Annotated in this window: 10 protein-coding genes and 1 pseudogene; 8 read left to right on the top strand and 3 right to left on the bottom strand. The window is 70.4% G+C overall.

All coding sequences use genetic code 11. The features are described from left to right. Positions 1–154: 154 nt before the first annotated feature. From JYK04_RS01795 to JYK04_RS01785, 3 genes are all read left to right on the top strand, one after another. Positions 155–1,975, top strand: a complete 1,821-nt coding sequence (locus tag JYK04_RS01795) for a S1 RNA-binding domain-containing protein (RefSeq protein ID WP_237410252.1) — start codon at positions 155–157, stop codon at positions 1,973–1,975. 431 nt (positions 1,976–2,406) lie between these two features. Then, entirely contained in the window at positions 2,407–3,453 is a 1,047-nt protein-coding gene (locus JYK04_RS01790; RefSeq protein WP_229876921.1) for a hypothetical protein, read from the top strand. A 639-nt stretch (positions 3,454–4,092) separates the two neighbouring features. Further along, on the top strand, positions 4,093–4,431 hold the full coding sequence (locus JYK04_RS01785) for a hypothetical protein (protein WP_189747712.1): 339 nt from the start codon (positions 4,093–4,095) through the stop codon (positions 4,429–4,431). Here the strand turns inward: JYK04_RS01785 and JYK04_RS01780 are convergent. Continuing rightward, positions 4,428–5,426: an AraC family transcriptional regulator gene (locus tag JYK04_RS01780; protein ID WP_189747710.1), complete on the bottom strand. Its 999-nt coding sequence runs from the start codon at positions 5,424–5,426 to the stop codon at positions 4,428–4,430. The two genes, JYK04_RS01785 and JYK04_RS01780, sit on opposite strands and share 4 nt — an antisense overlap. 343 nt (positions 5,427–5,769) lie before the next feature. Between JYK04_RS01780 and JYK04_RS01775 the strand changes: the two genes are divergently transcribed. Continuing rightward, positions 5,770–6,246: a DUF7919 family protein gene (locus JYK04_RS01775; RefSeq protein ID WP_189747708.1), complete on the top strand. Its 477-nt coding sequence runs from the start codon at positions 5,770–5,772 to the stop codon at positions 6,244–6,246. A 13-nt stretch (positions 6,247–6,259) separates the two neighbouring features. On the opposite strand, the pseudogene JYK04_RS42285 reads toward JYK04_RS01775, so the two are convergent. Next, a pseudogene (locus JYK04_RS42285) lies at positions 6,260–6,504 on the bottom strand (IS5/IS1182 family transposase); the annotation flags it as partial. Between the two features lie 288 nt (positions 6,505–6,792). On the opposite strand from JYK04_RS42285, the gene JYK04_RS01765 reads away from it, so the two are divergent. Together JYK04_RS01765 and JYK04_RS01760 are read left to right on the top strand one after the other, a co-directional pair. Then, positions 6,793–6,954, top strand: coding sequence for a hypothetical protein (locus tag JYK04_RS01765; protein ID WP_202186014.1), 162 nt, complete (start codon positions 6,793–6,795; stop codon positions 6,952–6,954). Further along, positions 6,951–9,293 carry a WD40 repeat domain-containing protein gene (locus JYK04_RS01760; protein ID WP_189747706.1) on the top strand — a complete coding sequence of 781 codons (2,343 nt, stop codon included), beginning with the start codon at positions 6,951–6,953 and terminating at the stop codon, positions 9,291–9,293. The genes JYK04_RS01765 and JYK04_RS01760 overlap by 4 nt, the downstream gene beginning before the upstream one ends. A 495-nt stretch (positions 9,294–9,788) precedes the next feature. Here the strand turns inward: JYK04_RS01760 and JYK04_RS01755 are convergent, their stop codons facing one another. Continuing rightward, the gene (locus tag JYK04_RS01755) at positions 9,789–11,063 is read right to left on the bottom strand and encodes a DUF1266 domain-containing protein (RefSeq protein ID WP_189747704.1); all 1,275 of its coding nucleotides are present in this window, start codon (positions 11,061–11,063) and stop codon (positions 9,789–9,791) included. 76 nt (positions 11,064–11,139) lie between these two features. On the opposite strand from JYK04_RS01755, the gene JYK04_RS01750 reads away from it, so the two are divergent. Continuing rightward, positions 11,140–11,280 carry a hypothetical protein gene (locus tag JYK04_RS01750; RefSeq protein ID WP_189747702.1) on the top strand — a complete coding sequence of 47 codons (141 nt, stop codon included), beginning with the start codon at positions 11,140–11,142 and terminating at the stop codon, positions 11,278–11,280. Between the two features lie 291 nt (positions 11,281–11,571). Further along, on the top strand, positions 11,572–12,861 hold the full coding sequence (locus JYK04_RS01745; RefSeq protein WP_189747700.1) for a hypothetical protein: 1,290 nt from the start codon (positions 11,572–11,574) through the stop codon (positions 12,859–12,861). The last annotated feature ends 1,866 nt before the right edge of the window (positions 12,862–14,727 follow it).

Below are 14,727 nucleotides of genomic sequence, written 5' to 3'. Positions count from 1 at the left end.
GGTGGCGGGGTAGAGGGCGGCGAGCCAGGCGGTGACCTGGTTGGGCGAGGGCGCGGGTAGCGTCGAGGTAGTGGCCGGCGCGCCGGTCGCGCTTGTCTTCCAGGGGGCGAGGAGGTTGGTGCGGGCGGTGGTGAGGTGATCCTCGGCCTGGCGGGTGGCGGGTGGCAGCCTGCTGCCACCAGTCGCCGGCGGTGCGGGCCAGGAGCAGGAGTTTGAACGAGCTGGTGCCGGGGTGTTTGGAGGCGGCTTCGACGAGGGCGGTGAGCTGGTCGGGGCGGGCGCCGGCGAGCGGCCACAGTACCGTCCAGCCCTGGGCCGTGAGCAGCTGGTAGAGGTGGTGGGTGACTCGGGTCTTGCCCTGCCCGCCCGGGCCGTGCAGCCAGCCAGGGTGACCTGGGCTGTTCCTCCGAAAATCCTGACTGCGGACCCGGCAGCGGAACCTACGCTGGGATCCCCTTCAGACCAGCCAGGGAGCAGCGTGCCGCCGTTCGTCTACCGGATCACCAAGTACGACCCCGCCCACCGTGACGAGCGCGGTCACTACACCGGTGCTGAGGACACGGTCAGTGACCACGGGCCGGTCGAGGAGGCTTACCTGGCGGCAATCGCCGCCTTCGCGGAGGCGGCAGGCATTGACCAGCTGGAGATCCGCGAGCCTCAGATCGGAGGCTTCGCCCACTTCGGCCTGGAGCCACCGGTAGACGGCTACGGCCTGTCCTACCTGTTCCCGGCCGGGTTCCACGACGGCGCTCTGGTGCCGATCGCCGTCGGCCTGGAACTCGTCCGGTCCATGCTCCGCGGCAACGGCGCCTGGTGCCGATTGGAGGCAGGGGGAGCGTTCGCCGTGCACGTCGGCTGGGACCAGTACATCTACATCGGTAGCAACCAGCCCTGCGCAACCGCACTGGCCCGCACCCGCGCGCTCGGCCTGTTCCCGGAACGCCTGGACGCCTCGCCGTATGACTTCGCCCCCGACGACCCCGCGTACGTGCAGCGCCCGGCCGACGCCGACTTCTGGGGCCGCCTGCACTGGACCGTCAGTGCCCACCGCGCGTTGTTCCTGGAGGAGGTCTTCGCCGTCAACGCCTCCCGGTGGCACCGCCTGACCCGCGACAACATCGAGACTGTGCGCTCCGAGCTGGCCCCACGCGCACAGCTGGCAATCTGGCCAGACCTGCTCACCGACGTCGACACGGCCGTGGCCGCTCTGCCCGACGAAGGCCTCGTGGAGATCGTCTGGGAGGACGAGGACGGGCAGATCACGAGCATGGTCGTGGACGAGACCCAGTTCGAGGCAGTGACCTCCCAGCTCGCCACCGCGCGTGCTGCCGGCGTCGTATCCATGTATGCCGGTGAAGATCTCCCGCTGTTCACAGCTGTGCTGCCCGACAGCGACGGCGTTCTACGCGCTCGCTGGCAGACCGAGCCGACGCCCAGCGACCGGGACTGGGCCTTCCTGAAGACCTTGCGGCGCGGCCAGGTCGTCACCGGCACAGTGACGACCATCGCCAGCTTCGGCGTCACCTTCGTGGACATCGGCGGCTTCACCGCGATGATCAACATCCCGGAGTTGTCCTGGCGTCCCTTCGACCACCCGTCCGACGTCGTCAGCGTCGGCCAGGAGGTCACGGCCGAGGTCCTCGACGTCGACATGGTCCGGGAACGGGTACCGCTGTCGCTCCGAGCAGTGCAGGAAGACCCCTGGCCGCAGGTGGCGCAGAGGATCGGCGAGGTGGTCATCGGGCCGGTCACCAAGATCGTGCCGTTCGGCGTCTTCGTCGGCATCGAGGACCGAGAGGACGGCTTCCAGGGGCTCGTGCGCACCAGCGAGCTGGATGAATCGTCCAGAGACGTCGTTGAGGTCGGCGACGCCCTCACTGTCAAGATCATCGACGTCGATCTCGCGCGCCGTCGTATCGCCCTGTCACATGTCCAGGCCCTTGCCTCTACTACCGAGGGTCAGCCGTGTGACTGACGACGAGGGGAATCCGGTGCAGGCCGAGTTGCGCCTGATGACGTAGAGCTACTTGTTACTTCGCGGCAGCTTCGGGAGTACGAGGCCGTGTCGGCTGCTTCCCGGACTCCCGCCACCAGGCGTCGAACGCCGCGTAGCTCTTTGCTCCCGCTCGGCGGGGCCGTTCGAGGGGTGGTGCAGAAGCCTCACCCCCCCCACGGGGCACGGGGCCGCGCCAGCCGTTGCCCGCCATGCACCTGCCGCAATGTTGAGCACCGGAGTTGGCCATCCAGGCCGGGTATCGTGCTCAGTCGCACGTGTGACTGAGCACTGCATCTGTCCGATGAGCACTGGACTTGTCGCGCTGTGCATGTCAATCCGCCGAGTGGCTTCCGGTGGGCCGCCGGACCGGTCATGATCAAGTTCCGGGGGTTCGACGGTGGGGGTGTGGTGTGCAGGACTGGCGGACCGATCCGACGTTCGCGATGTGCCGGGAAGTGGCGGACGGGGCGGACCTGGCCTCGTTCTCAGGCGGCCCGTTCGACGTGCGGGCGGTGGTGGCCGGCATCCTGCCCGAACCCCGACAGGGCTTGGACCTTGATGCGGTCCCGTGGGGCAACTTCCCCCATGGGCACGACGCCCGAAAGGCCGTTCACCACCTGCGCACTGACGGCGAACCGGGAATGGACGCGACGGGTGTGCTGTGGGGCCTGTGCGCCAACGACAGCCGGGCCGCCGCCGCCCTCGCCGTGCCCTTCCTCATCCCCCTGGCCATCGACGCCCACCACCCGCACCGCGCCGCCGCCCTCGCCGTACTCTCCGGCCCCGCCCGTGCCAGGCACCACGGCGTCGCCTCCCGCGAGGAACTCCTCCTCCACCGCAACGATCCCCGGCTCGACGCCCCCGACACCCACGACGACTACGGCTACGAAGTGACCGGCTACCCGGCCGGCTGGTCGGTGGCCGCCGCCCGAGCCGCGATCACCACCGACACCTCCGCACTCCTGCCCCTCCTCGGAGAATCCGACCCCACCGTCCGCGTCGACGCCGCCTACGTCCTGGCGACCGCCGCCGACCCCGACCACACCATCCGGACCGCCCTGACCAACGGATTCGCCGCCGAAGGTGACGCCATGGTCCGCGCCGCCCTGCTCCTGGCCACCGCCGAGATAACCCGGGCCCACCCGCACCCGCCGAGCGTCACGTGGCTGCGCGAACGGTGGCACGACCGGACGGAGGCTCCCGAAGCGCGCCTGGCGGCGGCGGTCGGCTGGCTCTGCCTCACCGACCAATCCGCACCCGAGGAACTCCGCCAGACCGTCGACACCCTCGCCGACGACAAGCGCGCACACGCCATGGAGTCCCTGCCATGGATGAACGCCGCCTCCGGCACCAACGAACCAGGACTCCTGCGCTGCAGACGCTGCATGCTCCACCCAGAAGAACCCGACCCGGAAGCGGTCTTCTGGGACTCCCTGTTCTCAGCAACCGGGCTGTGATGGTGCATCAGAGCTGTCCAGCGGGGCCAACTGCGGTGCACGGTCACACGTAGGTCTGGTGGCAGGGCGCGGCCACGGCGGGGCTGGCAACGCCGTGCGCGGCGCGGCGCAGCTCCGTCATGTCCGCGGCCCCCCGCTCCTGGGGCGCGTACCGGGCGGTGCGGTGCGGGCGTACGCCTCGGCCCCTTCGCCTTCCTGGGCTTGGGCTTGGCAGCGGGGCGCACGGCGGACCGGGGCGGGGTCGACCGGCCTCGGGAACGGCGTCGCCGGCCGGAGGTGCGGCCGCAGACTCGAGCATGGGAGAGACGAGCAGCGCCACCCCCGTGTCCGGTCGCGCGGGTCGGGGGTCGACGGGGTGCTTGCGGTCTTCCGCTACCGCGACGGGCGAGGCCCCGGCGGGCCGGGTAGGGGCGGGATGGACGGTGACGCATCCCGAGGCCGCGAGCAGCGCGACAAGGAGCAGGGGCAGGGACCAGCGACGCATGCCGCCACCGTGCCGCACACGCCCCGCAGGGCGCCTCCGACAGGCCCGCTGCCCCCGGGTGGATGATGCGATGGCCATCCTGCAGAGCCGCCTCCGGCTGGTCTGGCGGACCCTGGAAGAGGGGGCCGACAAGCCCCGAGGGAGGTGGTCAGGCAGTGGATTCCACCAACGGGACGTCAACGTGGTCAGTCGAGGCGGATCGGCGGATGGTGGTCGGCCCTCCGCCGTACGCCGACGGCGTCCTGGTGGGGGGACGCCAACGGCGGCATCCGGCAGTTGGGGCCGACGGCCGGATCGTGTGTGTGTGCCTGCCGGGTCGGCGCCTGGACGCGCTGGCCGCCGCCGACGAAGACGGGCTGTTCCTCGCGGCGAAGGGCACCTTCGGCTCCTTTACCTTCAGCCCGAAAGCCCGGCGGCCGACCACATCCGCAGCCAGCGCGCGAGCCCTCTCTGTCTGCGAGTCCACTCGGCAAGATCCGGAAGAGAAGGTCTAGGAGGCGTCCGCCCCGGCCAGGTCTTGCGCCCGGGCCTGCCCGCGGAAGGCCGCAGGCGGCAGGCCGTAGGCCTCGCGGAACGCCCGGCTGAACGCGGACGCGTGCCGGAAGCCCCGCCGGGCGCCGATGACGTGCACGGGCACCTCCTGGTGCAGCGGGTCCGCCAGGTCCTGGCGTGCCCGCGCGAGCCGCTGGCCCTGAAGGAAGGCCGCGACCGTCGCCCCGTCCCCCACCTGCTGGAACACCCGGTGGAGATAGCTGACGGAGATGTGGTGGGCGGCGGCGATCGCGGGGACGTCCAGCAGCGGATCGTCGGCGTTGTCCCGGATGAAGGCCATCACACGGAGCGCCAGGGCGCGCCGGTGCGTCTCCGGGGTCAAGGACCGGTCCGCTTCGAGGACGCCGGCGAAGAGCGAGGCGACGAGATCGGCCAGTACGCCGCTCAGGCGCGGGCCCTCGGCCGGCCGGTAGGACCGGCTGTCCTTGGTCACCTGGTTGAGGAAGGTGGCCAGCAGGGCCCCCATTCCCTCCCGGGCCGAGATGCGCTTGCCGATGACCCGGCCGGCGGTATGCGGGGACAGCGGCAGCAGCGCCTTGGGTACCTCGACCCCGATGATCTCGACGGAATGCGGGCCGGAACTGATCTCGAACGGCCGTGACGTGTCACTGGTGTGGATGTCGAACACACCGTGCACCACCGTGTCCTTGCCCAGCGTTACCGCTCCCGCCCCGCGCTTGATCAGCGAGAGGTGGAACGCCTCGGGGTCCGACCTCGCTATCAGCTTCGGTGTCCGCTGGAAGGTCAGGGGACGGCATTCCATCGGATAGACCGTGATCCCGCCGAGCGAGATGACGCGCTGGTTCACCCAGAAGTCGGCGGCGTGCTCACTGCGCATCTCCATGGGCGCATGCGTCTCCGACATCAGGGCCCGCCAGCTCTCGAAACGGTCGGCGGGCGCTAGTTCCGCGCTGCGGAACGTTCTCTCGGGCAGCATGATCACGGGTTTACACCGGCCGTAGCGGCTCGCGCAACAAGAGCCGGGCCCCGGGGCGCGGGCGGCGGGGCGACTCTCCGTCAAGACACTGTGCACGCCAGGCCAATGCGCGGTGCTCCGGGGCTCGGCAGAGTGGGCGCCGGAGGGTCGGTGAGGGGACGGGAAACCGGAGCCCCCGCCGACGACCGGGGGCCTCTCGCGATCCCGGCACTGAGCTGACGCCGCCCGAGGACGGGGGTTTCGGGCGGCGTCAGCTCAGTGCCGGGACCAGGCCGTCCAGGTCGTGTCCGATGGGTCGTGGAATCGCGTGGGCGTCAACGGGCGGTGCGGCGATGATGTGCGGGTGTTCTACGAAGATCTCAGCGAGTACGACTACCAGGACGAGGATGCGTTCACGGACAGAGCGTCGGGCTTCTACGCGCTCTCGTACCGCCCGGCGTACACCCGCCTGAACATCGGGTGGCTGGAAGCCGGCAGGCCGTACTCGACAGGGACGGTCCCCACGGTGTTCGTGGAGAAGCTGAAGGCTGTCCAGGAGGTCCAGTGGATGAATGTCTGCCTCGGGGTGCACGAGTGCGACCTGTGTCCTGAGGATGAGGCTCCGGAAGGGAACGGGGAGGTGCGGATTCCGGGCGGTCCCGGCATCGCTTATGCCGCTCCGTTCCTGATCACGCACTACGTCACCGCCCACGGCTACAGACCGCCGCATGCCTTCATGGATGCCGTTCTCGCCGTCGACCTCGACGCGTGGGTCTCGACACGGTGGCCCGACGTGCCCTTTCCCTGGGTTCCGGATAACGCGGAACGCATGCTGGAGTAGCGGCGACCGAGGCTCACGTGCGCAGCCAGAGCCGGATCGAGGCGACGGTGACCGTCCCGTGAAAGACGTAGGCTCGCTTGTCGTAACGGGTCGCGACCGCACGGAAGATCTTCAGCCGGTTGATCGTCCGCTCCACTTCGTTGCGGCGCCGGTAGATCTCTATGTCGGACCCGGTCGGACGGCCGCCCTTGCTTCCGCGCCGCTGGCGGTTGGCCCGTTGGCCCGTTGGTCCCTGGGCTCCGGGATCGTGTGCGCTACCTCCATTACCCCCCATCACCGCGTGGGTGAGACCCAGGCCGCTGCTGGCCTTCATGGCCTGACATCGGGCAGCGGACGCACGCTTTGGAACGGGCCCCGGCGGCCGGACGGTACAGCCCGAAGACAGCCCAGCAGGGCGCCAGCCAGTGGCAGAGCCACGACCTCAGGAACCCGCGTACGAGTATCAATGTCAGTGGCTTTCTGTAGCATCCGTGGCCAGGTTGGTGACCCGTCCACCCGCAGTGGGGAGGGACGGGGTCGTGAACGGGCTGCGAGGAGCGTGTGGCGATGGCGAACGGTAACAGGGACGTCGGGCCGACGCTGGATTCCGACGTCGAAGCCGCGCTGTTGCGGCCGTTGGCGTTCGCCGAAGGCGAGGGTCTGCCACTTGCCCTGTGGGCGGTCTTGGCACGTGCCCTGTCGGGTCACCGTGGACGGCTCAGGACGTGAGCGCGTTCCGGGACCGGGCGGGCGAACTCCTGGTCGAGACGCAGACACCGGAGGGTGTGGCCTACCGGTTGCGTGCCCGGGGAGCTCGGTCGGGCGAACGGCAGACGCAACGGGCGGTCACGAGCGCGTTGCTGGCCGAGGTGCCCCTTGACGGGGACAGCGGGCACCGCGACTGGCTGGCTGCCGCACCGTACATCGTCGACCATCTCGCCGCGCACGCCGCCGCGGCCGGTGCCCTGGACGAGATACTCGAGGACGCCGAGTACATGGTGCACGCGGCCCCGCGGGGGCTGCTCCGCGCGCTCAACATCCCAGGCTCGTCCCAGGAGACGGTGCGGCGGAGTATTTACCGGGCATCCGTCCACGTCCATGCCATCGCGACCCTGCCCGAAAGACGGGACGTCCTCGCCGTCGACGCCGCGCGCCACGGTGAGATCGGCCTCGCCCGGGAGCTGTCTCGCGGCCGCCCGTGGCGGCCGCGTTGGGCGACCGGCACGATGGTTTATCCAGCGCTGCGCTTCACCAAGACGGGACTGGGTGTGGACGCCGCCGCGTGCACTGTCATCGACGGGCGTCCCCACGCGGTGACCGGCTGCTACGACGCGAACGTCCGTGTGTGGGACCTGGTCGATGGAACCGAACGCCTTGTCATCACCGAGGACGGCGGGGTCTACGCACTGGACTGCGTCGAGATCGACGGGCGTCCCCATGTCGTCACAGGAACCTGCTCCGGCAGCCTACGGGTGTGGGATCTGGATACCGGGGCCGAGCGGTTCGCCCTCGCAGGTCACAAGGGCTGGATACGCGCGGTGGGCTGCACGGTGATCGACGGCCGTCCGCATGCCGTGACTGCGGGAGAGGACTGCCTGGTCCGGCTGTGGGACCTGGTCGACGGGTCGGAACGTGCGCGGATGCCCGGCCACACCGAGGAAGTACGAGCGGTGGCGTTCACCGAGGTCGCCGGCCGCCCCGTGGCCGTGACCGGGGGCTATGACAACACGGTGAGGCTGTGGGACCTGGAGGACGGCGTCGAGCGGGCCGTGCTCACCGGTCACACGTCGGCCGTCTACTCGGTGGCCTGCACGGTGATCGACGGCATCCCCCACGCCATCACCGGGAGCGGCGGGGAACACGCGGCACGGGTCTGGTGCCTGGCCGACGGCTCGCAGCGCGCTGTGCTGGACGGGCACACGTCGTGGATAGCTGCCGTGAGCTGCTTCGACCTGGGCGGACGCCCCCACGTGTTGACCGCCGGTGGTGACTGCACGGTGCACGTGTGGGATCTGACCGAGGACACGGAGCGCGCCGTCCTGACCGGACACCACGGCTATGTGGACGTGCTGGCCAGCACGGAGATCGACGGGCGCCCGTACGCTGTGAGCGGCGGCCATTCCGCGCCCCCGCGCGTATGGGACCTGGGTGACGTCGCCTTGGCCGCGGGACGCAAGGGCCACACCGGGACCGTACAGGCCGTGGACGCCGTGGAGATCGACGGTCGTCCGCACGTAGTCACCGGAGGCGACACCACAATACGGGTCTGGGATCTGGCAGATGGGACGGAACGGGGCACCCTGCCCCACGGGCACCGTGTGGAGGCGCTGTCGTGCACAAGAGTCCACGACAGCCCCTACGCTGCCGTCGGAGGCTGCTGCGGCGTCGCCCGGGTCTGGGACCTCGCCGCAGGGACCGGGCTTCGGGACCTTCCCGGCTCCGACCTCCGGGTGGAGACCGCGGCGTGGGCGGATGTCAACGGCCGTCCCCACGTGGTCACCTCCGACCAGGACCGCACCATACGCGTGTGGGATCTGGACGAGGACGTGGTGCACCCGCTCCACAGCGACCGCACCCGGTCGGCGGTGCGGGCCATGGAGCCCGTCACCGTCGACGGCCGCCCCCACCTCCTCACGGGCAGTGATGACGCCGCACTGCGGCTGTGGAGGCTCACGGAGAAGGGCCGACGTGTCACCGCCACCGTCCACACAGGGCACCACTGGATACGGGCACTCGCCGGCACCGTCCTGGAGGGCCGTCCCCACGCGCTGACCGTGGGCGGGAACGACACCGCAGTACAAGTGTGGGATCTGACGGACGGCACCCTGCGGTCCACCCTTGCGGGACACCCGTCAGGAGTTCTCGCGGTGGCCTGCACCAAGCGGGACGACCGTACGGACGCCGTCACCTTGGACGGCAGCGGTACGGTCCACGTCTGGGATCTCGCTCCGGTCCGGCTCCGGGAGAAGGTCGCGCTGCCGACGCGGGCCCAGTGCATGACCGCCGTCGGCCAAAGCCTCGTCATCGGCATGGGTGACGACGTGGTCGTACTTGACTGCAATCGCTGAGGCAGGAACGGGGTGGACGGTGGCGCATCCCGAGGCCGCGAGCAGCGCGGTAAGGATGCCCAATCGTTCTTGTCAAGGTCACGGAGTCCTGTGCGGACGTTGGGAGGGTCTGAGCGGCGCAGTGGCCCGGCAGCACCGAACTCCGTTGTCGGAGGTCTGTTGGACAATCCGTTCCGTCAGCCTGCACCGCAGCAGGGAGACCCGCAGCGGCAGGCCTGTCCCGGCGTGCCGCCCCACTCTTTCCTCACCCTCCCGCGACCCTGACGGCCTGCCATGCCGCAAGTGCGATGACGCAGCCACCCAATTGGGCTTTGTGGGCCGGGAGACAGAGGTCAAGCCCCTGGTTCTGGCTTCCTCGGAGAGGAACAGGGCTCTGTCCCGGCACTTCGGCTCCACGGCCTCACTTCCACCGATCGCGACGCCTTGTCGAGCAGCCCGTACACCCTCCTCCTCCAGTCCTGAGGGGAGCCGAACCGTGGTGCCGAGGCGGGATCCTCAGGTCCAGGGAAGCGTGCGCCACGGGCTCGCCGGGTCCGTGGTCAGAGCACGGTGGGTCGCCAGGACCGTCTCGTACCACTCGCCGAACTCCTCCTCGTCGAAGTGGAGGCAGCGGCCCAGGATGTAGGCGGCCGAGAAGTCCTCCCACGAACGGTAGTTGAGCTGGACGAGACGGCCGGCCCGGACCACGGCCGCCTCCGCCTCCTGCAGGGAGCACAGGCGTGCGGCGAGTCCCCAGCGGGCCATGCCTGAGGCCCGGCCGTAGTCCCAGGCCTCGACGCTACGGACGAAGCCCCCCTCGGGCAGCAGGCCGTCGGCGCGGAACCGCGCCTCGTAGCGGGCGATGCGGCCGATCAGCCGCTGACGGCCGGTCACCTGGCCCTCCAGCTCCGCGGCGGTGACGGCGCGGCCCGGGGTGACGCCGTCCTCGGTCAGGCGGGGTTCGGCTGCGGCTTCGGCGCGCCGGCGCACCACGTTTTCCGCGGCCTGGCGCCAGTGGTCGACGTCGACGGGTCCCGCGAAGTCCAGGGCCATGGCGCGACGAAGTTGCAGGACGGACTCCCAGACCCCGCTGACCATTCCGGCGCGCAGCAGCTGTTCCTGCGTGTCCTGCCAGTCCTCCCGGGTGGTGACGCCCCACCAGCGTTCCAGGGTGCGCTTCTCGTCGCGGTAGCCGCAGCCGTGGTAGGCCATCGAGTTCCAGTAGCGCCCGTTGTGCACGTTGATGTGTGCGCCGACCGCGAGACCGAACGCGACGGGGCCGGTGAGGGGGCCGCCCACCTCCAGGGTGTGGACGACGTCCTGGGCCAGCCCCGGCCGTTCGACCGGGGCGGAGTGACGCTGCCACAGGGCGCGGCCGTCCGGCCCGGCCGGCAGGACGCCCTCGCAGGGGCTGCCGGGGTTGACGACGAGGTAGGGCGGGTCGTTCTGGTTCCAGACTTCCGCGAACCAGCCCAGGTCGTAGCAGTTGTAGACCGGGTCGGTGACGGGCGGCGGCAGCATGCCGCCGGTGTAGACGGCCAGGCACATGGTCTGGGTCTGCGGGTTCCAGTAGGGGTGGAAGCGGGTGTTGCTCCCGTTCGCGTCGACGTACGCCCGCGACTGCATCATGTACAGGTCGGCCCGTGCGACGAGGTCGTAGTACGCGGGCCAGTCGCCGCACGCCTTCGCCTCGTACAGCCCCCGCTCGACCGCGCTCGGCGCCTGCCAGCCCCGCGCCGATGCCGTCGGACCGGGCAGGGCTCCTCCCTCGTGACCTGCTGTCAAGCTCATGGGTAAACCCTAAAGGCTGGTCAAGCGTGGTCGGCGTGGCGAGTGCGGCGTCTTCCGGAGGCGTTCGACACACTCGGTGTTCTCCTTCAAGCGGGCCCTGGTGGACCTGATCTCGGAGGCGAGCCATTGCAGTCTGTGCAGCGGCGAGTTGCCTCACGACGACGGGTACCTGACGCTCGGCACCTGCGACCTCGAGCGCTCGCCGGACGAGGGGTGAAGAGGGGTCCGGCCTGCCCATGTTCGTCCAGAGGCCGGTGCCGTTCGTTCAGCGCCGGCAGTTCGATCTCGTGGGTCCGGATCGTGAGGACGTCGCCACGGGAATCCTTGTTCTTCGACGAGAGCCCGAGCGGCGGCGAACTCGCAGCGCGCGTGGGTGAGTCGGGTCCGGCTCGCGCCCGGATTTCTTGATCATTCTGGGCAACCGATCAGACTCCCTGTCGGTCGTACAGGAGTCGGGCGTGCTCGAACGTCTGACCCATGTGACACGAGGGGGACCATCTTGATGCGGTTGAACCGCACGCACAGCACTGCAGCGCGGCGGATAGGGGCGGCTCTGGCCGCCGGTACGGTGGTGTTGGGCGTCGCGACCACTGCCCAGGCGGCGTCGGCGCCGAGCCCGGTGACGCCGGCCAACCCGGTGGGTGGGCAGGGCCCGAACCGGCCTGAAGCCAACCGGGAGGATCCGTTCGGCGGTCTCGTCGCCTCCGAGGAGCTTCTCGACACCACGGTCGAGAACGGCCAGAAGCAGAGCCTGCGTCTGGGCTTCAAAGTGGCTGGCGACAAGCCCGTCGAGGGGGCGGAGTTGGGCGTCCACCTGCCGCCGGGCCTGGAACTGAATCCTCAGGAGCGGCCTTCGAACTGCGAACACTTCAAGGTCGACCCGGTGCGGGAGTACCGTGACGAGTACCTGTTCTGCAGTTTCACCGGCACCTTCGAGCCGGGTAAGTACTACCGGCTCGACACGGGGTTGAACGTCACCGCGACCCCGGAGCTGTGGCGGGATCTCTTCTACGTCTCCTGGACGCCGGGCGGCAAGCCGATTTACAAGCCGCAGCAGGGCGGGGTCAAGGGAACCGCCGCGGCGATCAAGGTCACACCGTCCGAGCCGTTCAAGGAGTGGGGGTTCTGGGGCCGCGAGGTGACGGTCGGAAACCCCGCGAACCAGCCCGACTTCACCGTGACCGGGGCCAGCGGCAGCGGCCCGGCCGGCGGTCAGGTGCTGCTCAACCCGGGCTGGCAGATCAAGGGAACCGGGTCGGTCGCCGCCACGGGCGCCGACGACAACGTGGTGGAAACCGAGTTCGTACTGCCGCCCGGCATCAGCTTCGTCGGCGGCCGCCCGGGCCCGGAGGGGCGCCGGGTGTTCGGAGGGACCGGCGGCTCGGTCAAGGGGACTTTCAAGATCGAGTCGTGGGTCAAGCCGGGCACGTACCACGGCGAGTACCGGTACAAGGCCGACCGCGGTCCCGGCCAGCTCAAGATCGCCGACATCGACCGTGACCTCGGCAACAACACGGCCCGGCTCACCATCACCGTGACACCGGCCGACAAGCCGCAGCCCGGCCCGTCGACGTCCGCCTCGACCTCCCCGAGCCCGTCCGGCTCGACCACGCCCTCGGCCTCGGCCTCCACGAGCACCGCCCCGGGCACCGGCAACACCCCAGTCCAGAACGGCGGTAGCGGCGGCAACTTGGCCAACACCGGATCCACCGCGCTGGTCGCGGGCGGACTCGCCGCCGCGGCCCTGACGCTCGGCGGAGCCCTGTACGGCATGGCCCGACGGCGCCGTTCGGCGTAACGACACACGCCGTGCGCGACGCCGGCGCCCGCGAGGCACGCCGGCGAGTCCCGTGCGGGGCGGTTCAACACCCCGCACGGGACGACTCGAGGCCTCACCCCGATGTCACCCCCGAACCGCACCGCGCGCCGCCGCCCCGTCACCGGGAAGGCGGAGAAGGCCGCCCGCCGAGGTCTGGCCGAGACCGCCCGGGAGTCCCAGCGCCGCGCCGCACCGCACCGTCCGGACCGCGGCCGCCCTCGTCGACGGCGACACCGATTCCCTGGAGCGGCTCCGTGCCGGGCTGCGCGTACGCGAGCGCCACGGCGATGACGGCACCCTGGTCGGGTACGCGGTGGCGCTGCCCGGCGACCGTGCGGACCGCGGCTTGCGCCTCGTCTTCCGGTACCGCTCCGTTCCAGCGGCCGCGCCTGGACGTGGGACTCGACGTCGACGCTGCGGCACCCGTCATGCGACCTCGACGAGCCGGCCGACGGCCACACCCGAGGCGCTGGGGGAGGCGGCGCAGGCCGCGGCGATGGTCCACCGCCTGGGCATGGCCGTCTCCGACGCGGGTCGGCCGCGCCCCCTAGAAACGCCTCACCGGCCGAAAGGAGGAACTCGGCGAGGACGCCGAGAAAATGCGGTGCTACGCACCATCGCGGCCGGGGCCGGCCGGTGGTCCTGCCGGGCGGGCACGTGGCAGGGGAGTGTTCGCGTCCGGCCAGCGGCGGCGGCCGCTGGACCTGAGGGCCGGGCCCGGCCCCAGGCCCAGGGGCCTTATCCCCGCTGCTGGCGGCGTATGTGCCGCCTCACTGTCAGGCGGCGTCCGGGCGGTGGAGAGGGGTTGCACCGGAGCGGGGCTGGACCGTTGTCTGGAGGGTTGCTTCCGGTGGGGGACCGCGGATGTGACCGAAGGTGTGAACCCCTGGAATCGCAGGCGGCCCGTTTGTGCAGGCCAGGCCCAGTGGGCAGGTCACTTCCGGAGAATGACACCTCTTCCCACGCGACAGCCGGGGGAAGAGGTCTGCTTCGATTCCGGACGGCAGATCGTGGACGGGCACGCGCCGTTGAAGGCCACGTTGCGACAGTTCATGTATCGCCGGGTCTCTGAGGGCGTGCTGCTGTTCCGCGAGCTCCCGCCGATACGAGCGAGGACCCCGTCGTCAACAGGACGTCTTCCGGGGAACGGCAGAAGGTGCTCAGCTGATACCTACAGCTCCAGCTCGTCGGCGGTTTGGAGGCTTTTGCCGCGGATCTGGCGGACTCCTTTGCCCGCGACTACGGCCTGATCGATCCGGACGCCGGGGGCTGGCTGGCCGATGTGACTGCGAGCGGTGAGGTGACCCGCGTTCCGAGGCGGCAGACTGGCGATGCCCCGGGCCTGCGACGGGTCGATCCAGCACGAGATCGAGTAAGTGGCCGCCTGGCCGGCCGGAGCGGGGGATGGCGGCATCAGGCTGTCGGGGGCTGCGGTCGGCCGGCGCCCGGGCTTTCCCCGAAGACCAGTCGGCGTCAGGTCCTGGTCGCGACGCGGTACCTGGAAGAACGGCGCGAGGAGCGGGGCCGGGCGGACCTGTGCTCCACCGGACGCCGACCGAAGTACCCCTCCCAGGGTACTGGGACCGGTCATCGGTCACCGGCGAGCGGTTCCTCGTGTAGTCCCTTGGCGTGACCGATCGGTCCGTGACCGAGGCCGACCGGCCAGGTGGTCGATCCGTGCCCCGCCAGTCACCGGTCATGACCGACCTGAGGCCACCGGTCACCCCTCCACCGCACCCTCGCTGTCGGCATCGCGTGCGGGCAAACCTCCGCACCCCACTCTGAGGCTTGCCCACCCCCCTTGGGGGCTTGCCCGGGTTTGCGCGGACCGGTCACAAGGGGGCT

Source organism: Streptomyces nojiriensis (assembly GCF_017639205.1).
Taxonomy (GTDB): domain Bacteria; phylum Actinomycetota; class Actinomycetes; order Streptomycetales; family Streptomycetaceae; genus Streptomyces; species Streptomyces nojiriensis.
This window is presented reverse-complemented; position numbering and strand designations above follow the sequence as displayed.